This is a genomic window from Kocuria sp. CPCC 205260, assembly GCF_040981045.1.
Lineage (GTDB): Bacteria > Actinomycetota > Actinomycetes > Actinomycetales > Micrococcaceae > Kocuria > Kocuria palustris.
On sequence record NZ_JAVKPT010000001.1, the window covers coordinates 724,068 to 746,959 of the forward strand.

16 protein-coding genes are annotated in these 22,892 nt (G+C 73.1%); 6 read left to right on the forward strand and 10 right to left on the reverse strand.

The features are described 5' to 3' along the window. Positions 1–168: 168 nt before the first annotated feature. Positions 169–1,437 (forward strand): macrolide 2'-phosphotransferase, encoded by a 1,269-nt coding sequence (locus tag RF645_RS03230; RefSeq protein ID WP_006215335.1) that lies wholly within the window; start codon positions 169–171, stop codon positions 1,435–1,437. A 99-nt stretch (positions 1,438–1,536) separates the two neighbouring features. Here the strand turns inward: RF645_RS03230 and RF645_RS03235 are convergent, their stop codons facing one another. Then, entirely contained in the window at positions 1,537–5,352 is a 3,816-nt protein-coding gene (locus tag RF645_RS03235) for an ATP-dependent helicase (protein WP_368818576.1), read from the reverse strand. Further along, positions 5,349–8,861 (reverse strand): ATP-dependent DNA helicase, encoded by a 3,513-nt coding sequence (locus RF645_RS03240; protein WP_100244748.1) that lies wholly within the window; start codon positions 8,859–8,861, stop codon positions 5,349–5,351. The genes RF645_RS03235 and RF645_RS03240 overlap by 4 nt, the downstream gene beginning before the upstream one ends. 171 nt (positions 8,862–9,032) lie before the next feature. Here RF645_RS03240 and RF645_RS03245 point away from each other — a divergent pair, with 171 nt between their 5' ends. Continuing rightward, on the forward strand, positions 9,033–9,974 hold the full coding sequence (locus RF645_RS03245) for a 3'-5' exonuclease (protein WP_006215799.1): 942 nt from the start codon (positions 9,033–9,035) through the stop codon (positions 9,972–9,974). Between the two features lie 91 nt (positions 9,975–10,065). Further along, positions 10,066–10,257 (forward strand): CsbD family protein, encoded by a 192-nt coding sequence (locus RF645_RS03250; RefSeq protein WP_006215798.1) that lies wholly within the window; start codon positions 10,066–10,068, stop codon positions 10,255–10,257. A 90-nt stretch (positions 10,258–10,347) separates the two neighbouring features. On the opposite strand, the gene hemL is transcribed toward RF645_RS03250, so the two are convergent. The 8 genes from hemL to hemE all read right to left on the reverse strand — a co-directional run bounded on the left by hemL (position 10,348) and on the right by hemE (position 20,084). After that, entirely contained in the window at positions 10,348–11,667 is a 1,320-nt protein-coding gene (hemL, locus tag RF645_RS03255; protein WP_006215796.1) for a glutamate-1-semialdehyde 2,1-aminomutase, read from the reverse strand. A gap of 96 nt (positions 11,668–11,763) precedes the next feature. After that, positions 11,764–12,813 carry a porphobilinogen synthase gene (gene hemB, locus RF645_RS03260; RefSeq protein ID WP_368818577.1) on the reverse strand — a complete coding sequence of 350 codons (1,050 nt, stop codon included), beginning with the start codon at positions 12,811–12,813 and terminating at the stop codon, positions 11,764–11,766. Between the two features lies 1 nt (position 12,814). After that, positions 12,815–13,801 (reverse strand): uroporphyrinogen-III synthase, encoded by a 987-nt coding sequence (locus tag RF645_RS03265; protein WP_058871335.1) that lies wholly within the window; start codon positions 13,799–13,801, stop codon positions 12,815–12,817. 188 nt (positions 13,802–13,989) lie between these two features. Continuing rightward, a complete protein-coding gene (gene hemC, locus RF645_RS03270) occupies positions 13,990–15,060 on the reverse strand; it encodes a hydroxymethylbilane synthase (RefSeq protein WP_058871500.1) in 1,071 nt (356 codons plus the stop codon). Between the two features lie 38 nt (positions 15,061–15,098). Further along, positions 15,099–16,418 carry a ferrochelatase gene (locus RF645_RS03275; RefSeq protein WP_368818578.1) on the reverse strand — a complete coding sequence of 440 codons (1,320 nt, stop codon included), beginning with the start codon at positions 16,416–16,418 and terminating at the stop codon, positions 15,099–15,101. Beyond that, entirely contained in the window at positions 16,415–17,131 is a 717-nt protein-coding gene (gene hemQ, locus RF645_RS03280) for a hydrogen peroxide-dependent heme synthase (RefSeq protein WP_006215790.1), read from the reverse strand. Before hemQ ends, RF645_RS03275 begins: the two co-directional genes overlap by 4 nt. Positions 17,132–17,202: 71 nt before the next feature. Continuing rightward, the gene (gene hemG / locus RF645_RS03285) at positions 17,203–18,720 is read right to left on the reverse strand and encodes a protoporphyrinogen oxidase (protein ID WP_006215789.1); all 1,518 of its coding nucleotides are present in this window, start codon (positions 18,718–18,720) and stop codon (positions 17,203–17,205) included. 179 nt (positions 18,721–18,899) lie between these two features. Continuing rightward, entirely contained in the window at positions 18,900–20,084 is a 1,185-nt protein-coding gene (gene hemE / locus RF645_RS03290) for a uroporphyrinogen decarboxylase (protein ID WP_368818579.1), read from the reverse strand. Positions 20,085–20,248: 164 nt separating this feature from the next. Between hemE and RF645_RS03295 the strand changes: the two genes are divergently transcribed. The 3 genes from RF645_RS03295 to RF645_RS03305 all read left to right on the forward strand — a co-directional run bounded on the left by RF645_RS03295 (position 20,249) and on the right by RF645_RS03305 (position 22,654). Further along, positions 20,249–21,697: a glutamyl-tRNA reductase gene (locus tag RF645_RS03295; RefSeq protein WP_058871337.1), complete on the forward strand. Its 1,449-nt coding sequence runs from the start codon at positions 20,249–20,251 to the stop codon at positions 21,695–21,697. Between the two features lie 13 nt (positions 21,698–21,710). Beyond that, positions 21,711–22,343 (forward strand): TetR/AcrR family transcriptional regulator, encoded by a 633-nt coding sequence (locus tag RF645_RS03300; RefSeq protein WP_058871338.1) that lies wholly within the window; start codon positions 21,711–21,713, stop codon positions 22,341–22,343. 74 nt (positions 22,344–22,417) lie between these two features. After that, the gene (locus tag RF645_RS03305; RefSeq protein WP_058871339.1) at positions 22,418–22,654 is read left to right on the forward strand and encodes a DUF3107 domain-containing protein; all 237 of its coding nucleotides are present in this window, start codon (positions 22,418–22,420) and stop codon (positions 22,652–22,654) included. The last annotated feature ends 238 nt before the right edge of the window (positions 22,655–22,892 follow it).

Below are 22,892 nucleotides of genomic sequence, written 5' to 3' on the forward strand. Positions count from 1 at the left end.
GAGCCCGCAGCTGACGACGCATCGCGGCCCGTCGCGTGCCCCGATGCCCCCACCGGGAAGCGGTGGGGATCGCCCGGGCCCCGCTGAGCAGGAGGGCGCTGTGGAGCGAGGCCGGACGCGGTCGTCGTGCGCGGGAAGCGACCAGGATGCGCTTGTAGGGTTGCCTGCATGACATCGTCCCTGGAGCACCTTGCGGCCGCGGCGGCCGCGGCCGTCCCCGGGCTGCGACCTGCGGGTGTGGCCCCCTCCCCCGACGACGACGCCGACTTCCGCTCCGCCGTGGTCGTCGATGCCTCGCAGCGCCGGTGGCGCGTGCGCAGCTCGCTGACCGACGAGGCCTCCATGCGCCTGGCCTCCGAGCACGCCGTTCTCAGTTCGTTCAGCCCGGCGCTGCGCGCCAAGCTGCCGTTCCACATGCCCACCGTCGTGGGCTCGGTCGAGGACCGCGGACGGCGCCTGTTCGTGTACTCGCACCTTCCCGGTGGCCCGGTGCCGATCGACGACCTCATGGACCTGGCCGACGCTCCGCCGGCGCGACCGCAGCCCCCGAGCGCCGAGCCCGTGCCGCAGGCCGCCGCGCAGCTGGGCCAGCTGATCGCCGCGATCCACTCGCTGCCGCGCGCCATGGTCATGGACGCCGATCTGCCCGCCTACAGCTCGGAGCAGTGCCGCCGGCGCCGGCTCAGCGAGCTCGACCAGGCAGCGACCACCGGACGCATCCCCGCGGCTCTGCTGCGGCGCTGGGAGGATGCGCTGGAGGACCGCACGCTGTGGCGCTTCTCCACCCACGTGATCCACGGCGACCTCCACGAGGACAACCTGACCGTGGAGGGCAACCGGATCACGGCCGTCACCGGCTGGTCGGACGTGCACGTGGGCGATCCCGCCGACGACTTCGCCTGGCTGATCGGGGCCAGCGACCCGTCGTTCGCCGCCGCCGTGGTCGCGGAGTACTCGCGGCACACCTCCGCCGAGCCGGACCCGCACCTGCTGCGCCGCGCGCATCTGGAGGCCGAGTTCGCCCTGGCCCGCTGGCTCGTGCGGGGCGTCTCACGGGATCTGCCGGAGCTGGTCGCCGACGCCGAGTCCATGCTGCGCATCCTGGAGAAGGACGTGGAGGCCTACGACCGGGAGCTCTCGGCCGCACGCGGAGCCGAGGCCGAGCAGTCGGTCGAGGCCCGCACCGAGCATGCCCGCACCTCCCGGCAGCGCGCCGAGGAGGCCTCCTTCACGGCCACCGGCCTCCACGGCCTGAACCGGGACTCGCTGTTCTCGGATCCCGCTGACGACGCAGGAGTCGGCACGGCCGAGCCTCTGGCGGACGACGACTCCCCTGAGCCTTCCGGCGCGAAGGACGAGGGTCCCGCCGCCGACCCGCACACCGGGGCCACCGTCACCCCGCTGCGCCGACCCGGCCCCGGGACGTCGCAGGACTGAGATCCAGGGCCGAGACCGCGGCGGCGGCGTCGCCCACCGCGGAGGACCATGACTGCGGGCTCCTCGCGGCCCGAGGGGCTGCGACCCGGGGCGAGGTCCTCAGCCGAAGGCCCGGCTCACCATCCGCTCGAGCTGCTGCTCATCCGCCAGGTCGTGCGGGCGGATGGTCCGGTCCTCGGAGACGAAGTAGAACGCCGCCGAGACGTCCTCGATCGGCACGCCCTGCAGTCGTGACCAGCCGAGGCGGTAGACGGCCAGCTGCACGGCTCGACGCGCCAGCTCACTCTGGGCCGGCACGGCTCCGGTCTTCCAGTCCACGAGCTCCCAGCGGCCGTCCTCGGTGCGGAAGACGGCGTCGATCCGACCGCGGATGGTGACTCCGGAGATCGGCGTCTCGATGGGGTGCTCGACCGACCACGGCTGCCGGTTTCCCCACTCACCTGCCCGGAAGGTCTCGGCCAGGCGCGGGAGGTCGTAGGACTCGTCCACGAAGTCGTCCTCCGCGGGGACCTCGTCCAGGTCGAAGATCGCCGAGGACTGGAAGTGGTCCTCGACCCACGAGTGGAAGGCCGTTCCGGCGCGCGCGGCCATGCCTGGGCGACGCGGCATGGGTCGGCGGAACTGCGCGGCGACCGCCTGCGGGTCACGGCCCAGCTCGACCACCGTGGAGGCCGACAGGTGCGAGGGCAGGGCCAGCTCCTGGACCTCGCTGCGGGTCTCGTGGGCGGCCAGCAGGATGCGCGCCTCCTCGAACCAGCGCTGGATCTGCGGATCCCGGCGGCTCTGCTCGGCCTCCAGGCGCTCGATCTCCGCGTGGTCGGTCTCGGACTGCTCGCTCACCCGGTGAGCGGCGGCCTCCACCCGGGCGCGTCGCCCGGCCTGCGGGGCCGGTTGCCTCTGCACGCCGGGCTGATCCGGGTCGAGGGGAGCCTGGGCCTGCTCGCCGCGCGTCTCCAGGACCTCAGGGCCCTCGAGGGGGTCGTACGGCCAGGCCGCCCACAGGCGTCGCGACTGCTCGGGGTTCTTCTCGTCCGCGGCGACATCCTCCCAGCCGACGAGCTCGATGCCGTCGATGCTCCGGTGCTGGTCGTCCTGGGGCAGCTCGACCGGCGCGGAGTCGAAGGCCTTCTCCTGGGCGGCCTCCCGCGCGATCTCCAGACCCGGCTGACCGCTCAGCGGCAGCAGCTCCAGGAGGAAGCGCGACGGCGTCCGCCGCGTGGCGGCCGAGCCGGAGAATGCGTTCGAGGACAGGTGCAGGCGGCTCCTGGCACGGGTGAAGGCCACGTAGGCCAGGCGGCGCTCCTCGGCCTCGGCATGCTGGGCGGCGTCCTCCTGGAACTGCGCCAGGGAGTCGCTGAGGGCGTCGAGATCCGAGGTGTCCTCGCTCCACTGCGGAAGGAATGCCCGGTCCCCGCGCAGCGGCCAGGGGACGTCCGAGGGGTTCTTGGTCCAGCGGGTGTCCCGGGTCATGGGGAAGTGCGACTGGTTCATGCCCGGCACGTGCACGTGATCCCATTCCAGCCCCTTGGAGGCGTGGACGGTCAGCAGCTGCACCGCACCCCGAGCAGGCTCCGGCGGGGCGGTGTCGAGCTTCTCCTCGCGGGAGGCGATGTCCAGCCACGCCAGGAACGCCCCGACGTCCTGCGTGGCGCTGGACGAGCTGAACGATGCCGCCAGGTCCAGGAAGGCGTCCAGGTCGCGGCGGCCCTGCTCGGCTCGAGCATCCGGGCGGGCGGCGACCTCGATGTCCAGACCGAGGGTCCGCTCGATCACCGAGATGATGGTGGCCAGGTCCTCGGAGAGCCAGGTCCGCAGCTCGGCCAGCTCCTCGGCGAAGGCGATGAGTCGCTGACGGCCGGTCTCGCTGAGACTGCGTCCGGCTCCGGAGATCCAGTCCGGGCGCGGCAGGGTCTCCACGGCCTCCACGAGGGAGGCGGCGTCTACCCGGTCCGGTTCGACCAGGACGTCCTCCTGGGGCGATCCCTGCACCGCGTCCTCAGGGTTGCCTGGCGAGTCGATGTCCTCGATCAGTCCCATGTCCGCCGCAGCGCTGCGGCGCAGCTCGAGGTGTCCGGCCCAGTCGCCGAGAGCGGCGAGGTCGTGGGCGCCCAGCCGCCAGCGGGCTCCGGTCAGCAGTCGGGCCAGGGAGTCCGAGCGACCGGGATCGGTGAGCACCCGCAGCGTGGCCACGATGTCGACGACCTCCGGGACCTGCAGCAGACCGCCGATCCCGACGACCTCCACCGGGATCCCCCGTGCGATCAGCTCGCGGCGCACGGGCTCGAACTGGGAGCGGCGGCGGCACAGCACCGCCGTGGTGGGAAGCTCCTGGTCCTCGCGGACCCGGGCGCACGCGGCCAGGATGTCGTCCGCGATGGCGACGGCCTCGTCCTGATCCGAGCGGTGCCGGGACAGCAGGACCTGCCCGCGATCCGCCTCGGGGCGCGGGTCCAGGCCGGGGACCTTCTTCAGCCCCTGTCCGGCGCTGCCGGTGCTCCACGGGGGCGGAGTGCGCAGGGGCTCGGCAGTGCTGTTGGCGACGTCGAGGATCGCGGTGTCGTTCCGCCAGGCGGTGGTCAGGAAGGAGACGGCGTCCTGGGGATCGCCGGGGGCCGGGAAATGGTCGCTGAAGCCGAAGAGCTGTCCGGCAGAAGCTCCGCGGAAGCCGTAGATCGACTGCTGGGGGTCCCCGACCGCCATCACGGAATGGCCCTGGCCGAAGAGCTCGGCGAAGATCTTCATCTGCGCGTGCGAGGTGTCCTGGAACTCGTCGAGCAGCACCACGCGGTAGCGCTCCCGCTCCGAGGCGCCGCAGGTCCGATCCTCCTGGGCAAGGCGCGCCGCGTGGCTGAGCAGATCGCCGAAGTCCATGACCTCGGCCTCCTGCTTGGCCTGCTGATAGCGCTGCGCCATGCGGCACAGCACGCCGGTGCGCAGCAGGCGGCCCGCGGCTTCCTGGGTGTCCTTGGTGACCTTCTTCTTCTTGCCCCCCGGTCGCGGCGGGGTCTCGAGCATGGCCTGCCCGAGCCGAGCCGTGTGCCGCCGGATCTCGTCGAGGTCCAGCAGGTGCTCCGCGGCGCCCGAGGACAGCGCGAGGACCTGCTCGACCGCCGTGGACATCTTCAGATCGGACGGGACCTCACCGTCCCAGGACTCCACGACCCGCGAGGCGATCTGCCAGGCCTGGGCCGGGCCGAGCAGCGCGGTCTCCGGCTCCAGGCCGATCCGCAGCCCATAGGTGCGCACGAGCGCGCTGGCATACGAGTGGTAGGTCAGCACCGTGGGCTCGAGCACGGGCGCGGTGTCCCCCTGGCCGGCGGGGGCGCCGCGGTCCGCGTCGGCCGCTGAGAGCTCGGAGGGGTCCACCGGTCCGGGCACGACGAGGCCCTTGGAGCGCAGCACACCCAGTCGGCCCCGCACGCGGTCGCGCAGCTCACCGGCGGCCTTGCGGGTGAAGGTCACGCCCAGCACCTGATCCGCGCGCACGATGCCATTGGCCACGAGCCACACGACCCGGTCGACCATGGTGGCGGTCTTGCCCGAGCCGGCACCGGCGACCACGAGCCGCGGGGTCAGCGGCGCGGCGATCACCTCCGCCTGCTGCTCGGTGGGCCTGTTGCCGCCCAGCGCCTCCGCCAGCTCCTGGGGGCTCCAGCGCGGCTCGACGCCCAGGTACGGGTGCGGGGATCCATCGCCCTTCATCGCCCCGGGTCCTGCAGCGCAGACCGCGGGCTCCGACGCCCCGGCGGGCGAGGACGACGCTGCGGACTCCGGTTCGCCTGACCACGACGCATCCTCGGATGACGACGTCTGGGGGCGGGAGTCGTGCTCGGAGGCCATGCCGGGCTCCTTCTGGGTCTGGTCGTGGTTCGGCTCGTGCGGCGAGCGGCCGCTGGAGGCAGCGGACACGCTCATTCGGTGACCTGCCGTCCCTCGGCGCACAGCGGGCAGATCTCCGGGAGGCTGCAGCCGATCCCGCCGTGGCCCGTGTTCGACCCTGCGGTGTGGCTGGCCAGGAAGCGGTCCCCTGCCACCAGATCCGCAGTGGCCGAGACCAGCTCGCGGACCTGCACGCCGCCTTCCTCGGTGAGCCCGTCCTGCAGCTGCGTGCTGACGTTGACCCTGTCCACGCCCAGCTGGACCAGCAGCGCACCGCCGGGCAGATGCTGAAGGGGCCCTTCCCGCAGCACCAGGGGCTCGCTCGGCTCCGGCTTCTGCCCTTCCGCATCCGTGCTCTGCCGGATGCCGCGCTGCTGCTCCTCGACCATGGCCTGACCGGCACCGGCCGCCAGCGCCGCCTGATAGGCCAGCAGCTGAGGATGCTCGGGCAGATCCTTGGTGGCAGGTGCGCTGCGCCCCGTCTTGAGGTCGACCACCACGAAACGGCCCTGGTCATCGATCTCCAGGCGGTCCACCCGACCGCGCAGCAGGGCATCGCGGGCGCGGCCGTGGATGAGGACCTGGAAGCCCCCCTCCACGAGGGCCAGGCGGCGGTGCTCGTCCTTGCGAGCCTGGATCACGTACTGGGCGAATCTGCGAAGCATGGTCTCGGCCCGCTCCTTGAGCAGGTCTGATTCCCAGGTCTCCGGCAGCCCGAGCTCCCTCCACCTGCGGTGGATCTGCGCCGCGAGCTGATCGCCGGTGCCTTCTGGGGACTGCTCTGCGATCGAGTGGACCAGGGTGCCGACCGAGCGCGCCGCATCCGAGGCCTCCTCAGCACGAGCCGTGGCCACATACCAGTCCAGCGGCGAGCGCTGGATGGTCTCGAGGCGCGAAGGAGACAGCGGAACCGGCTGCTGCGGGTCCAGGACCTCCTGCGTGGACGACAGCGGCAGCAGGCCCCACCACTGGTGCGGGGCCGCCCCATCCACGGGCTCGGGCGAGGAGGCGAAGCGGTGCAGCAGCTGTGCCGCCGCCTCCCTCTGCTCCTGCGAGGCCGTCCCCTGCTGGAGCACCCGGCGCAGCTCGGCGGTCAGGGCCCGCAGCGTGGGAGGACGCGGCGCGGTGTGCACGGGACGTGCCCGGTGGGCGGCCTCCGGGTGCAGCGAGGGATCCCACGGATCCACGATGTCCAGGAACTCCGAGGGGTTCTCCTCCTCGGAAGACACGGCCGTGGCGATCAGCTCGCGCGAGGCACGGGAGACGGCTGTGGCGAACTGCCTCAGCTCGTCGTGGCGGACCTCCGTGAGCCGGGCGGCGGGGCTGGCCTGAGCGGCGACCTCCACGCCGAGCTCGACGGCGTCCGAGAGGCGCTGGGCTCCCAGCAGCTGCCCGCGAAGCGTCGTGTTGGGCCACCTGCCCTCCTGGAGGCCAGCGATGAACACGACCGGCCAGCCGCGACCGGCTGCGGTGGCCGGAGTCATGATCTCCACGGAGGCCCCCGTGGGGGCGCGGGCGGCGAGGGTGTCCATGGGCAGGTCCTGATGCTCCAAGAAGTCCAGGAACTCCTGCGGCCCGGCTCCCGGGCGATGATCGGCGAAGCGCTCGGCCGTGCCGAACAGCGCGACCACGGCATCGAGATCGCGATCGGCCCGCTGGCCCTCCGGACCGCCGGCCAGGGCGGTGCGCTGCCAGCGTCCTGCCACTCCGGAGGCCTCCCACAGCGCCCAGAGGACCGTCTCGGCGGTGGCCCCGTCGGCACGCAGCGCGGTGCGCCCGGCTTGGAGCATCCGGGCGACACGACGCGCCGGGGCGGCCCTGACGCCTGCATCCTCCATGACGGTGGGGTCCAGCAGCGCCTCCACGAGCAGCTGGTCCGAGCTGCGTCCTCCGCCGCTGCGCAGCTCGTGGGCTCGCAGGCGCTGGCGCAGGCGGCGCAGGTCCATGGCCGAAGCGCCTCCGATCCGGGAGCTGAGCAGCTCGACGGCCTCGTGCGCCTCCAGCACGGCGCTGCTCTGCGCGGCCCCCTCTCCCGTCTCCGAGGCCCGCGGCGCTTCCGGGGCATCGGATCGCAGCGATTCGGGGTCCGGCTGCTCGCGCTCCAGCTCCTGATCGTGCTGGGCCGCCGAGCGCTCCGCCACGATCAGCCGCAGCGCGGACAGCAGGGGACGCACCGCGGACTCGTCCCGGACGGGAGTCTCGGCTGCCGAAGTGGTCACCGGCACTCCGAGAGCCGTGAGGTGGCGCTGCAGGGACTGCAGGCGATCGCTCGAGCGCACGATCACGGCGATGTCCTGCAGCGCCACGCCCTGCAGCAGATGGCGCTCGAGGATGGCGTGGCCGATCCAGCGCGCCTCCTGCGCGGCCGAGCCGAGCAGGACCGCCTGCGGCAGCTCTTCCGCCTCCGGATCGCCCCCCGGCGGCACGGGACGAGGACGGCGGGCCCCCAGGGCGGTCTCGAGAGCGGGGATCCGCTGAGCCGCGCGCTGCCAAGCCAGCTGGATGGCCGGGGGCATGCGGTGCCCGGTGCCCAGGACGCGGCGCGTGAGGGGCCGCTGCGGGGTGCCCAGGCGGTCGTCGAGTCCGCGCAGCAGGTCCGGGCGAGCACCGCGGAACCCCTGCACGACGGTGTCCGGCGACGCTGCGATCACGACGTCCCGGCCCCGGCACAGCACCTCCAGCAGACGGTGGATCGACGGCGTGGCCTCCTGGAGGTCGTCGATCACCACGAGCTCGAGCCGCTGCTGCTCCCGGTGGAGGAAGTCGGGGTGCTCCACGAGGACCCGGCAGGCCTCGCTCACCAGGGCCGCGGGGTCGAAGGCCTCCGGCATGCGCAGGCGGCGCACGCGCAGGTACTCCCGGCGCAGCACGGAGGCGGCGATCCAGTCCGGTCGCTGCATCTGGTGCCCCAGCTGCTCGAGGTCCTCCGGGGACAGCCCGTGCTCGCACACGCGGTCGAAGAGATCGCGGACCTCCTGGCGGAAGCCGCGCGTGCCGACAGCCTCCGAGAGATCCGGCGGCCACACGACGGCGGCGCCGTGGCCGCTGCGGTGACCGGCCATCAGCTCCTTGAGCAGGACGTCCTGCTCCGGTCCCGACAGCAGCTGGGGCGGCTGCTCGACTCCCGGCAGCAGTCCTTCCGCCTGAGCCCGGCGCAGGAGGTCGAAGGCGTAGGCCTGCCACGCCCGCACCGGCGGAGAGGTCATGGTGGTGGCCGCGGTGGCGGTCAGCGTGTCCCTGGCGCGGGCGGCCGCGGCGCGCGACGGGGTGAGCACGAGCAGCCGGTCAGCGGGCAGGCCCTCGCGCAGCCTGCGGGCGGCCAGCGAGAGCAGGGCCGTGGTCCGGCCCGTGCCCGGCGCCCCCAGCACGAGCTGCGGGCCGCAGCCGCCGGCCAGCTCGGCGATCTCCCGCTGATCGCGATCCAGGGCCGAGAGCTCCGGGAGCACGAGCGAGCTGCGCTCGGCCGGGACCAGGCGCCAGGCCGAGCGCGACGCGGAAAGATCGACGACGGGCTCGGGGGGATGCGACGGCCGCTGCTGGGACATGGCCACATCGCACCACAGCGCTCTGACAGCACAAGGCCATCTCGGGCGGCAGGTGCGCCGCCCCCCCCCCCGAGGCCCCGACCTCAGCGGCATCGGCATCGCCATCGGCCGCATCGCGCCGGAACAAGCCGCCGGCCCAGTGCTGTCGGAGCGGCTCCGTACGGTGTCGGCATGGCCAGCAGACCCGATCCGTCCGAGCAGACCGATCCGCTCTTCGATCTCCCGACCCCGTCGGGCAGCAGCCCGGCGAGCCCCTCGCAGCCCGAGGCCCAGGACGCCCAGCTGTCGCTGTTCGACACCCCCGCGGCATCGACCGGTGCCGGGGATCGGCCGAGCGCACCCGCCGCGAGCGCGGCGCCCGCCGATGCTGTGGCGCCGCGATCCGACCACAAGGCACCGGCCCCGCAGGACCCTGGCACCCCCTGGACCGAGCTGCCGCGAGCGGCTTTCGACCTGGAGACCACGGGCAAGGACGCCCACGAGTGCCGCATCGTGACCGCCTCGCTGCTGCTGATCGATGCCCGGGGCGAGATCCTCCAGCGCTGGGACTGGCTCGCAGATCCCGGCGTGGAGATTCCGGAGGGCGCTGCGGCCGTGCACGGCATCTCGACCGAGCACGCTCGCGAGCACGGCCGTCCGGCGGCGGAGGTGGTCCCGGAGATCGTGGCCGCCGTCGCCGATCTGCTGGAGCGCGGGATCCCCGTGCTGGCCTTCAACGCGTCCTACGACTTCACGGTCCTGGCCGCCGAGGCCCGACGCCACGGGCTGCAGGCCCCGGAGGCCTTCCCGGTGCTGGACCCCTACGTGATGCACAAGCACGTGCGGGTGAGATGGCGCGGCAAGCGCACGCTGGTGGCTCTGTCCGAGGCCTATGAGGTGGACCTGGAGGAGGCGCACACCTCCGGGGCGGACGCCCTGGCCGCCGAGCAGGTCGGGCGTCGTCTGGCCGAGGAGTTCGCCGAGCTGCGCGTGGGCGCCCCGCAGATCCACCGGCAGCAGATCGAATGGTCCGCCGAGCAGGCCGCCGACTTCCAGGAGTTCCTGCGCAGCCGTCGTCAGGACCCCAGCATCGTCATCGACGGCACCTGGCCGGTGCGCGACCTGCAGGGATGATCCCAGCAGGACTGCCGCAGGTCGGGTTCCCGCAGTAGACTTCGGATTCCCCGTCGGCCTTCCGGTCGACAGCAGAGCACAGGAGGTTCCCATGGGACTCGGTGACAAGATCAGCAACAAGGCCGAGGAAGCCTCGGGCCAGGCCAAGCAGAAGCTCGGCGAGGCCACCGGCGATGAGCGCCTGCAGGGCGCCGGCGAGCAGCAGGAGAACTCCTCGAACCTCAAGCAGGCCGGCGAGAACCTGAAGGACGCCAAGGACAACGTCCTGGGCGACAAGAACTGACGCGTCGCCGACGCACAGCGCCCCGGTCCGCTCCGCGATGCGGAAGGGACCGGGGCGCTGTCCTGTCCGTGAAGCTGGGCCCGGAGCCGATCAGCCCTGGACGGGCTGCGCCTGGGCGGCAGCCTCGGCGGCCTTGGGCAGCGCGTCGATGATCCGCTGCATGGCGGTCTCGTCGTGCGCTGCGGAGAGGAACCAGGCCTCGAACACCGACGGCGGCAGGTACACGCCCTGCTCCAGCATGGCGCGGAAGAACGGCGCCCAGCGGAAGACCTCCTGCGACTTGGCATCCGCGTAGGTGCGCACCGGGCGGTCCGAGGTCCCGAAGGTCACCGAGAACAGCGAACCGGCGTTCTGGATCGAGTGGTCGACTCCTGCGGCAGACAGCGCCGAGGAGACTTCGCCGCGCAGCTGCTCGGAGAGACGGTCGATCGTCCGGTAGCAGTCGTCGTCGGCCAGCTGCAGCGTGGCCAGCCCGGCGGCCATGGCCACCGGGTTCCCGGACAGCGTGCCGGCCTGGTAGACGGGGCCGGTGGGGGCCAGGTGCTCCATGATCTCGCGGCGCCCGCCCAGTGCCGCCACCGGCAGACCGCCCCCTATGACCTTGCCGAACGTGAAGATGTCCGGCTCCCAGCCGCCCTCCTGCGGCGAGGTCAGGCCCCAGTAGCCAGCGGGGTCCACGCGGAATCCGGTGAGGACCTCGTCGAAGATCATCAGGGCCCCGTGGGCCCGGGTGATCTCCCGCAGGCCCGCGTTGAATCCCGGATCCGGCGGGACCACGCCCATGTTGGCCGGGGAGGCCTCGGTGATCACGGCGGCGATGCGCCCCTCGTGGGCGGCGAAAGCCTCGCGCACGGCGTCGAGGTCGTTGTACGGGAGTACGAGGGTCTCGGCCGCCGTGGCCTCGGTGACGCCGGCCGAACCGGGCAGCGACAGGGTGGCCACACCGGAGCCGGCCTCCGAGAGCAGCGAGTCCACATGGCCGTGGTAGCAGCCGGCGAACTTGATCACGAGGTCGCGTCCGGTCACGCCGCGGGCCAGGCGCAGTGCGGTCATGGTGGCCTCCGTGCCGGTCGAGACCATGCGGATCTCATCCAGCGCCGGGACGCGCTGCACCAGGTGCTCGGCCAGCTCGGTCTCACCGCGCGTGGAGGCGCCGAAGGACAGGCCCTTCTCGACGGCGGCGTGCACGGCCTCCAGCACGACCGGGTGCGCGTGGCCGACCAGCGCCGGTCCCCACGACCCCACGAGATCGACGAACTCGCGGCCATCGGCATCGGTCAGGTACGGCCCGCGAGCCGCCGAGATGTACGGCGGGGTCCCCCCGACGGAGGCGAACGCGCGCACGGGCGAGTTCACCCCTCCGGGGATCACGCGGCGGGAGCGCTCGAAGAGCTCTTCAGAGACGGTCATGGGGTCCTTTCGGAAGCGATGTCTCGAAAGCCGGCGGCGGCGCGGCAGGGCGCGGCCGATGGCTTCCGCTGTGGTCGTCGTGTCGTCTGGGGCCTGTCAGCTCAGTCCGTTGTCCTCGCGCCACCAGCGGGCCAGGTCAGTTGCGAAGTAGGTCAGCACGGTATCGGCGCCGGCGCGGATGATCGAGAGCACCGACTCCTGGGCCGCACCGCGGCGGTCGATCCAGCCGTTGGCCGAGGCCGCCTGGATCATCGCGTACTCCCCGGAGATCTGGTAGGCGGACACCGGCACCGTCGACTGGTCGGCGACCTCCCTCAGGATATCGAGGTAGGACATGGCCGGCTTGACAATGACCATGTCCGCACCCTCGGCCAGGTCCAGCTCGAGCTCCCGGAAGGCCTCGCGCCGGTTGGCGGAATCCATCTGGTAGGTCTTGCGATCGCCGGTCAGCGCCGAGTCGACGGCCTCGCGGAACGGGCCGTAGAACGCCGAGGAGTACTTCACGGCGTAGGCCAGCACCACGGTGTCCTGATGACCGGCGGCATCCAGGGCGTCGCGGATGACGCCCACCTGCCCATCCATCATCCCGGACGGGGCCAGCACGTGGGCCCCGGCCCGGGCCTGGGCCACGGCGGCCTGCGCGTAGATCTCGAGGGTCGCATCGTTGTCGACGCGGCCCTGGTCGTCCAGCACGCCGCAGTGCCCGTGGTCGGTGAACTCGTCAAGGCACAGGTCGGCCATCACCAGGAGGTCGTCGCCGACCTCGTCGCGGACCTCGCCCAGCGCACGGTTGAGGATCCCCTCGGGATCGATGAGGCCCGAGCCCCGGGCGTCCAGGATGGCCGGGACGCCGAAGATCATGATGCCGCCGAGCCCGAGCTCGACCGCCTCGGCTGCCGCACGGCGCAGCGAGTCCATGCTGTGCTGCACCACCCCGGGCATGGAGGCGATCTCGACCGGCTCCTGCAGCCCCTCCTTCACGAAGACCGGCAGGATCAGCTGCGACGGGTGCAGGCGGGTCTCGCGCACGTGGCGGCGCATGGTCTCGGACTGGCGCAGGCGCCGCGGCCGGTGCGGCAGATCGACGCTGAAGCGGCGGCTCCGCGGAGCCTCGGCTGCTGCGCTGGGATCGATGCGATCGTTCATGTCATTCCTCCTGTGCTGATGGGGCGATGTCCTGGGGTGGGGCGGGCCGCCGGCGCCCCGGCGGAGCGGCCACGGCCCGCTCGAGTGCTTCGATGAGCCCGGACGGCGCCGTGGACTCGGCCACGACCGCCTCGAGGCCCAGTGCGACGACGGCGGTGTGCGTGGGCTCCCCGATGGCCGCCAGCGCGGGCGACGGAGCCCGCACGAGTCCGTCTGCCAGCGCACGGACGGTCGACGGAGCGGTGAGGATCACGCCGTCGATCGCGCCGGCTGCCAGCTCCGAGCGGGCCTGCTCGACGGTGCGCACCGGATCGTGCTGCCCCACGGGTGCTGCGACCAGGGGATCCTCGGCCGGCCACGGGGCCATCCGGTAGGCGTCGCGGCGCCGCACCTGCCAGCCGAGCTCCTGCAGCCCGCGCGTCAGCTCGGGCGAGGCCGCCACCGATTGGGGCAGCAGCACGGTGCCGGGGCGCACCGGGGCGAGGGCCGCGTCCGGGCCCTCCGGCCGCGCCCAGGTCTCGAGCAGCCCGGCGGCCGAGGCCGTGCGATGGGGCTGCAGATGAACGGGCACGGCATGGCTCTCGAGCTCGGCCGCGGTGGCCGGTCCGACGGCTGCCACGCGCAGCCCGCGCTCGATGCCGGGCTCCAGCAGCTCCCCGAGGCCGCGCCCGTGCGTCTCGAGCGCCAGACGATGCAGGGCGCGCACGGTGTTGGCCGAGGTCACCACGAGCCACAGCGGCTCGGCCCGGTCCGGGGATCCATGGGAACCTGTGACCGGTGCCGACGAGCGGCCCTCCGTCCAGCTGCCGGGGGGCACTGCTGGCCTCGGCCCCTGCGCCGCCGCCTCGAGCAGCTCGTACAGGTCCTGGCGCTGCTGGCCGGTGACCGGCTGCGCCTCCTGGACGGGCACGAGCACGGGCTCGGCTCCGCGCTCGCGCAGCAGCTCGAGCAGCTCCGCCGCCCGATCCGGGGTTCGGGTCACCAGCACGGACCGGCCCCGCAGCGGGCTGTCTCCGCAGCCGGCCGGGTGCTCCTGCCCCTGCCCCGCCGGCCCTGGCCGGCCCGGGCGCGGTCCCGAGCCTGCCGCCCCGGACGCAGGGGGCTGCGCGCAGGCTCCCGCGCTCGGCGCGCTGAACCGCGCCGAGTCCCGGGACGGGGAGGCCGTGGGCACCGTGCTCAGGCCAGCCCCGCCAGTCGGGCCGCGCCGTCGGCGAGCAGGCCGTCGCCCACGCGGCGCCCGAGCTCCCGGGCGGCGGCCGTGGACAGCTCGTGCGAGGCCTCGGTGCGGCGCATGACCTCGGCCCCGTCCGGGGAGGCCACGGCGACCCGCAGGGTGAGCATGCCGTTCTCGACCGTGGCCAGCGTGCCCACCGGTGCGGCGCACCCGGCCTCGAGCCGTGCCAGCAGCGAGCGCTCGGCGGTCACGGCCCAGCGGGTCTCCAGGTGGTTGATCCGCGCCAGGCCCTGCAGCAGGTCGCTGTCGAGCGCGTCCTGCCCGGGGCGGGCACGCTGCGCGGCGACGGCGTCCTGTGAGGAGCCGGAAGCCTGCTCGGCGAGCTCTGGATCCCTCTCGAGCACCTCGGTGCGGATCTCGAGGGCCAGCGCCCCCTGTCCGGGAGCGGGCAGCACGACCGACGGGTCCAGCGCCTCCGTGATGTGCGCCTGCAGCCCCAGTCGGCGCAGGCCGGAGGCGGCCAGGACCACGGCGTCGAGATCGCCGGGGCCCTCGGGATCCAGCCCGGCAACGCGCGCCAGGCGGGTGGGGACGTTGCCCCGGATGTCCACGATCTGCAGGTCCGGGCGGGCCAGCAGCAGCTGAGCGGCCCGTCGGGGCGAGCCGGTGCCGACCTTCGCGCCGTCGGGCAGCTGCTCGAGGCGCAGGCCGTCGCGGGCGCACAGGGCGTCGCGGGGGTCCTCGCGCTCGGGCACCGCGCCGATGGACAGGCCAGGGGTGGGTGCCGTGGGAAGGTCCTTGAGCGAGTGCACGGCCATGTCCACGCGATCCTCGAGCAGCGCCACGCGCAGAGCCGCCGCGAACACGCCGGTCCCGCCCAGGGTCGCCAGCGACCCTGTGAGGACATCGCCCTCGGTGCGGATGATCTCCAGCTCGTGGGAGACCCCGGCGGCCTCGGCCACCCGGTCCGCCGCCCAGGTGGTCTGGGTGCGGGCCAGCGCGGAACCGCGCGTGCCCACCCTCAGCACGGCGGCCGGCTGCCGCTGGTCCTCGGTGCGCTCCGCCTCGCTCATGTCCTGGCCTACCTGATCGGTCTCGTGGGGCTGCCCGCTCATGCGCGCACCACCTGGCCCGTCTCGTCGAGACCGACCGGGATCGGCTCTCCCTCGGGCCTCTGCGCGATCGTGGGTCGCGGCTCGGTGCTGCCGCGCAGGATCTTGACGCAGCAGTCGGCGGGGCAGTCGTCGAACCAGGTGCCGTCGCTGCACGCGGAGGACCTGGGCTCGCCTGAGCGCCCGGCCATGCGCTGCTCGATCAGGTCCGCGAGTCCGGACACGAACGCCGGATGGGTCCCCGGAGTCGGTGTGCGCGCAAAGCCCAGGCCGCGCTCCTGCGCGGTCTCGCGGGCCTCGGTGTCGAGGTCCCAGAGCACCTCCATGTGATCGGACACGAAGCCGATCGGAACCACGATCACGGAGTCTGCGCCGTCATCCGCCGCCTGCTCGACGGCATCGTTGATATCCGGCTCGAGCCACGGCATGGACGGCGGACCCGAACGCGACTGGAACACCAGATCCCAGCTCAGCGACTCGGGCAGCGACAGCCCCTCGTCCTGCAGCCGCGCCCGAGTGCGCTCCATGACCTTCCGCGAGGCCGCGAGCAGCTGATCCGCGTAGGCCGAGCCGGTCGCGAAGCCCTCCCGCATGGTCTCGGGGCCGGCGGCCAGGGCGTCGGTGTCCGGCACGGAGTGGGCGGCGAACAGGATCCTGAGGGGACCGCGCTCGGCACGCTGGAGCAGGGCCTCGCGCAGCCCGTCGACGAACGGCTCCAGGAACCCGGCCATGTCGAAGTACTGGCGGATCTTGCCCACGACCATCTGCTCGCCGAGCCCGGTCTGCTCGAGGGCCACTCCCCAGTCCTCGCGGTACTGCCGGCAGGACGAGTAGCCGGAGAACGCGGAGGTGGCCAGCACCAGGACCCGACGGCTGCCCTGGTCGTGCAGGGACTGCAGGACATCGGCGACGTAGGGCTCCCAGTTGCGATTGGCCCACGTGATGGGGGTGTCGATCCCGCGCTCGCGCAGCTCCTGCTCGAGCGCGCCCAGCAGCGCGCGGTTCTGCGCGTTGATCGGCGAGACCCCGCCGTTGGCGCGGTAGTGCCCTGCCACGGCCTCGAGCCGGTCATCGGGGATGCCGCGGCCCCGGGTGACGTTGCGCAGGAAGGGGATGACGTCGTCCTGGCCCTCCGGGCCGCCGAACGACGAGAGCACGATCGCATCCCAGTCCGCGGGCTCCTGCGCTCGGGCCCGGGAGAGCTGCGGCGCCTGGGCCGGGTGCGGCCAGGAGTCCACGGCGCGACCGCTGGGGATCGTCACCGCCGACGGCGCGAGCTCCGGCTCCTGCGGCACCGGGGCGCCTCCGGGCGCGGTCATCGCAGCACCTCGGCCAGGTCCGCGGTGCTCACTCGCCGACCGGTGTAGAACGGGGTCTCCTCGCGCACGTGCAATCGGGCCTCGGTGTTGCGGAAGTGGCGCATCACATCCACCAGGTCCACCAGCTCGGGGGCCTCCAGGGCAAGCATCCACTCGAAATCGTTGAGCCCGAAGCAGGCGATCGTGTTGGCCAGCACCTGCGGGTAGTCGCGGGCCTTCATGCCGTGGTTGCGCAGCATGCGCGAGCGGTCCTCGGAATCCATCCAGTACCAGTCGTACGAGCGCACGAACGGGTAGACGCAGACCCAGGCCTCCGGGGCGACGCCCCGGGCGTAGGACGGCGAGTGGTTGGCCGTGAACTCGGCCTCGCGGTGGACGCCCATGGCGGCCCAGACCTGGTGGGTGCCGGCCAGCAGCGCGGTGCGGCGAGCGCGGCGCAGGGCCAGCTGCAGGGCCGCGGGGTCCTGGCCGTGCAGCCACAGCATGATGTCGGCGTCCTCGCGCTGACCGGAGACGTCGTAGGTGCCGCGGACCACGATGCCCTCGGCCGCCAGCTGCTCGACGAGGGCGTCGAACTCCTGGACGGCGGCCGTCTCCTGCTCGTGGGTCGGCACGGTGCGGTCGTTGTCGCGGGCGTAGACGGACCAGACGGCCCAGTGCTGGGTCCCCTGCTGCTCGACGTCCTGGGACTGCTCGGTGCTCTGAGCGGACATGTGCGTTGCTCCTCTCGTCGGGCTCCGATCGGAATCGCCCGATCGGCGTGCTGTGCTGTGGTGCGCGGGGCTCAGACCCCGTGCGCTGCTGCCTCTGCGGGCGGCGGCTCGGTGACCCCGTGCTCCTGCAGCACGCGGGAGATCTCCCGGCGGGTGTCCGCCACGACGGCGACCAGCCCGGTGCCGGAGAGCCACGAGCCGACCGCTGCGACGTCCTGCATCTGCGCCACGGCCTGGCGGAAGGCTGCGACCTTCTCGGCGTGCCCGGCCGACGGGCGGGCCATGGCCTGCTCCCAGCGCACGACGTCGCCGTCAACCAGGCAGGAGTGCGGCAGCTCGACGCCCAGCAGGTGCGAGGCATCGCGCATGGCCAGGGTCAGCAGCTGGTCGTCCTTGAGCTGCAGCTCCGGCGAGGCCGTGCGCCCCGAGCTGTCGACCCGCCCGTAGGACAGGCGCAGGACATGGCGTCCGTCCGGGAGGGACTCGCGGACCCAGCCCCATTTGGCGCTCACGTGCGTGAGTGCCTTGGCGCGGACGTGCGGGACGCCCTCGGAGACCAGGATGCCTGTGCCGCGGGGCGCGGCATCCAGCTCGGGCTTGTCCACGACCAGCGTGGCCAGGGCGATCTGGGGGCCCAGCTTGGGCTGGAACTCGGAGATCTCCCGGGACTGTGCCCCGAGCAGGCGCACGGCCGTGGGGCCGTCGGAGGCCAGGACCAGCAGCTCGCCGCGGGCGATAGCGGACTTGTCCCCGAATTCCGGCTGGCGCTGCAGGACCATCCAGCCGGGACGGCGCGGATCCCGGTCCACTGCCAGGACGTCGTAGCCGAGCACGAGCTTGACCTCGCGCTGCTTGAGGTCCTCCACGAGGGCCTCAGCCAGAGTGTTCATGCCTCCGCGCAGACCCGCGACGTTGCCTCCCGGAGGTGCTGCCCGGCGCAGGGAGGCCGCCGCGCCGCTGAGGCTGCCGTGCTCGCGCAGGGCCTGGCGCATCCCCGGCGAGACGGTGTCCAGGTCCAGAGCGTCCGGGTGGGCGGAGTGCACCCCCATGGTGAAGGGGGCGACCATCCTCTCCAGCACGGCGGTGCCCATGCGCTGGCGCACGAGCTCCCCGAGGGTGCGCGCCTGCGCCCCGACCCTCGCCGGGCGCTTGAGGTCCGCGCGCGCCCGCCACAGCCCGAAGCGCCCCAGGGTCTCGGCCAGGCCGGGCTCCGAGAGGTCGCCGGGGATGCCCAGGATGCCCGTGCGCTGCGAGGGCCGGGGGCCGTCCGGCAGGGCCGTCCAGGAGCCCAGGGGCTCAGGGGAGATGATCCGATCCCCCAGCCCGAGCTCCCGGGCCAGCTCGGCGACGGCCTCCGAGCGGGTCGCGAAGGAATCCGCGCCGGAGTCCAGCACGAGGTTCTCGACCAGGTGGGAGCCGACGGAGCCGCCGAACTGGGGGCGGGCCTCCACCAGGGTGACGCGCAGCCCGGCCGCGGCGAGATCCCGCGCGGCGCACAGGCCCGCGATGCCTCCGCCGACCACGAGCGCGGAGCGCAGCGGTCCTCGCGCGCGCTGCTGGCCCGAGAGCCCCGACACGGTCTGCTCCACCGCTGCACGTCCTTCCTGCACTGGTGCGCCTGCGCCCAGGCGCCTGCTGATCCGAGTTCCGCTGCGGGGACCGGCCGGTCCGCGGATCGACGACCGCCGGCCCTCATCTGCTTCCAGGATGCCACTGCGCACCGACAACGCAGCCGCCGCGCGGCCACCGCCTGCAACCGGCCCCCTGCTCAGCCGTCGGCGGGCCTGGGCGCCGGCTGCTGGTCGTGGATGTAGGAGACCAGGTCCGTGAGCACCTGGGGATCGGTGCTCGGCGGGACGCCGTGGCCCAGGTTGACCACGTGGCCTGCGGCCTCCGCCCCGGCCGCCAGCACCTCGTCCACGTGGCGGTGCAGCACCTCCGCGGGGGCCGGAAGCAGGGCCGGGTCGATGTTGCCCTGCAGGACCGTGCCGTGCCCGACCCGGCGCACGGCCTCGCTCAGGCTCAGGCGGTGGTCCACGCCGACGGCCTCGGCCCCTGCATCGCGCATGGCGGCCAGCAGATCCCCGGTGCCCGTGCCGAAGTGGATCCGCGGGACCGGCAGGTCCGCCACGGACTCCAGGGCCGCCGCCGAATGCGGGGCCACGTGCTCCTGGTAGTCCCGCAGCGACAGCGATCCGGCCCACGAGTCGAAGAGCTGGACGGCCGAGGCGCCGGCCTCGACCTGGGCGCGCAGGAAGGCGCCCGAGGCGCGCGCCGCCCACGCCGCCAGCGCCTGCCAGGCCCCGGGATCGGCATGCATCATGGTGCGCGGGCGCAGATGATCCCGCGACGGCCCGCCCTCGACCATGTAGGCCGCCACGGTGAAGGGCGCCCCCGCGAAGCCGATCAGCGGGGTCGCTCCGAGCTCGGCGGTCGTCAACCGCACCGCCTCGCGGATGGGCTCGAGGGCCTCGTCGTCCATCTCGGGCAGGGCATCGATCTCCGCAGCGGTGCGCACCGGGTGCTCGAGCACCGGGCCCTTGCCGGGGACGATGTCCACGCCCACACCAGCCAGGCGCAGCGGGACCACGATGTCCGAGAAGAAGATGCCGGCGTCCACGCGGTGGCGGCGCACGGGCTGCAGCGTGATCTCCGCGGCGAGATCGGGCCGCAGGCAGGCGTCGAGCATGGCGGTGCCCTCGCGGACCTGCTTGTACTCGGGCAGCGAGCGTCCGGCCTGTCGCATGAACCAGACGGGGTGCGAGGCAGCGCGGCGCCCGGTCAGCTCCCGCAGCAGCGCCGAGTCATGGGTGCCGGCGCTGCGCAGCGGGTGCTCCGGGGCAAGGCGCTCGAACCCTCCGCGGAAGCCGTCGGGGACCGTCTCGTCCGTGAGCGGCCGGATCGCTGCAGTCTCAGCTCCGGAGGTCTGTGCTGCGTGGGTCATGGCTCCCATTGTGCCCTCCGTCAGCAAGCTGGTTTGGCGACGAGGCGTCTGCACGTTGTGCCCTCCGTCAGCATGCTGGTTTGGCGACGAGACGTCTGCACGGCCCCCCGCAGGCAGGAGGTGGTCCGCGCCACCGGTGCGAGCTTGCGACCGCGCGGTAGGATGAGGGGATTGTGGTCCTGTTCTCCTTGGTGGCATCCCACCGCACCGTTGATCTGAGCACCGTCGCGCGTCTGGCCGACGGTGCTGCCAGCGCTCCCCTGGAGCTCGGCCCCACGGCTGGGCTGAGCGGCTCCGTCTCGCTGTCCACCTGCAATCGCCTGGAGATCTACGGCGAGCTCGACGACAGCACCGGCGCCGCCGGCATCGGCCCCGCCCGCGAGGCCCTCGCTCGGCTGCTGGCCGAGCGCTCTGGAGTGGCCCTCGAGGACGTCCTGGAGTCCATGGACCTGCACGTCGACGAGGACGCCGCCCATCACCTCTTCACCGTCGTCTCGGGGCTCGAGTCGGCCGTCGTGGGCGAGCGCGAGATCACCGGGCAGGTGCGCCGCGCGCTGATCGATGCCCAGCGAGGCGGCACCGCCTCCGGCGGGCTCGTGCGCCTGTTCGAGGAGGCCGCCAAGACCGCCCGAGAGGTCGGCACCAGCACGAGCCTGGGCGAGCGCGGCCGCTCGATCGTCTCGGTGGCACTGGACCTGGCCGACGACGTCACCGACGGCAGCTGGCCCGAGCGCCGCGCGCTGGTCTTCGGCACCGGCGCCTACGCCGGGGCCACCATGGCCGCGCTGCGCGACCGCGGCTGCGCCGACATCGAGGTCCATTCCGCCTCGGGACGAGCAGAGGCCTTCACCGCCAACCGCGGCGGAACCCCGGTTCCCGTGGACGGCCTGCGCGAGGCCCTCGAGCGCGCGGACGTCGTGATCGGCTGCTCCGGAGGATCCGAGCCGCTGTCGGCCGATCAGCTTCCCGAGGGCCCGCTCACGGTGGTCGACCTGGCCCTGTCGCGGGACTTCGATCCCTCGGTCGTGGACCTGGACGGCGTCGAGCTGATCACGCTCGAGTCGGTCAAGCTCGCGGCCCCCGAGGCCACCGAGGAGTCCGTTGCCTCCGCCCGCCGCATCGTCGCCGAGGCCGCCAAGCGCTTCCGCGACCGCCGGTCCGAGCGGGACATGGACGCTGCGATCGTGGCGCTGCGCAAGCACACCATGTCCGTGCTGGACACCGAGCTGGAGAAGGTCCGCCGCCAGCACGGCTGCACCGCCGCCGCCGAGGAGGTCGAGTTCGCCATGCGCCGCATGGTGAAGTCCCTGCTCCACGAGCCCACGGTCCGCGCCCGCCGCATGGCCAAGGAGGGCCGCGCAGAGGACTACCTGACCGGGCTCGAAGCCCTGTTCGGCCTGTCCGTCGATCTTCCCGAGCAGGCGGTGCCCGTGCGCGCCGAGCCCCTCGAGACCCCTGCCCCCACCGGTCCCGACTCCTCCCGCAGCGACGCGGCAGGGACCACGGACCCCACCCACTGCGGCCGCGGCCGCACCGATCAGCGAGCCGAGCCGACCCCCGGGCCCCGCACGCACCACGACGCGGCCGACGGCCACAGGCAGCTGCCCCGCGCCGCTGGCTGAGCCCAGGAGCCCCATGCCCACACCCCGTCCTCGCACCACCCGTCTGCCCAAGGAGCAGCGGCGCCGCCAGCTGCTGCAGGTCGCCCTCACCGTCTTCTCGGAGCGCGGCTACCACGGCGCCTCCATGGAGGAGATCGCCGATGCCGCCGGCGTCTCCAAGCCCGTGCTGTACCAGCACTTCCCCGGCAAGCACGAGCTCTACCTGGCGCTCGTGGAGCACAGCCTGGAGCGTCTCGGCGGCGACCTGCTCCAGGCCCTGCAAGGCGCACAGGCCCGCGAGGGGATCACGGTCAACCGCGCGCGCGTCGAGCAGATGCTGCGCGTGTACTTCGACTTCGTGGACTACGACCCGCAGTCCTACAAGCTGATCTTCGAATCGGACCTCATGGCGGATCCGCAGATCGGCGAGCGCTTCGAGGACTTCCACATGCGCGTCGCCGAGGGCGTGGGCAGCGTCCTGGGCCCGAACACCGGAATGAGCCAGGACGCGGCCGTCATGCTCTCGCGCTCGCTGACCGACATGGTCCAGACGGGTGCCGGCTACTGGTCGCGCCACCGCGACCTCATCTCCCGCGAGGAGGCCCAGCTGCTGGTCTTGCGTTTAGCCTGGGGCGGAATCGGAGTGCTCGACGAGGACTGGAAGTGACCCGCTCCTAGACTCGTCAACCACCAGGAGTCCGGCCGCAGCCCTCGCGGCCCGCAGATCATTCAGGAGGAACCGTGGAGATCAAGATCGGGATGCAGCACGTCGGACGGGAGATCGTCGTCGACTCCCCGCTGGGCGCGCAGGAGGCCACTGACCTGGTCACCGCCGCACTGAACGAGGGCACCGTCCTGTCCCTGAAGGATTCCAAGGACAACCTGACGCTGGTGCCGGCCTCGGGGATCGCCTACGTCGAGATCGGCGCGGAGACCAAGCGCCGCGTGGGCTTCATGCCCGGAGTCAGCGCCAGCTGAGCCGCAGCTCGCAGCCAGCGCGCGAGCGCACCCGGGCCGCGTCGCGCTCGCCTCGACCGAGGCAGCGCGCCGCGGCCCCTTCCCTGACCGGGCACACAGCCGAGTACAGTGGTCCCGCAACCGGATGCCCGATCGTCGATGACGAGATCACCCGAAGACCTGCACGATCGGCTCCCACCCCTGGCACGTCCTCCCCTTCCGCCCCGGCCCCGCAAGCGGCCGCGAGCCCCGGAAGCGG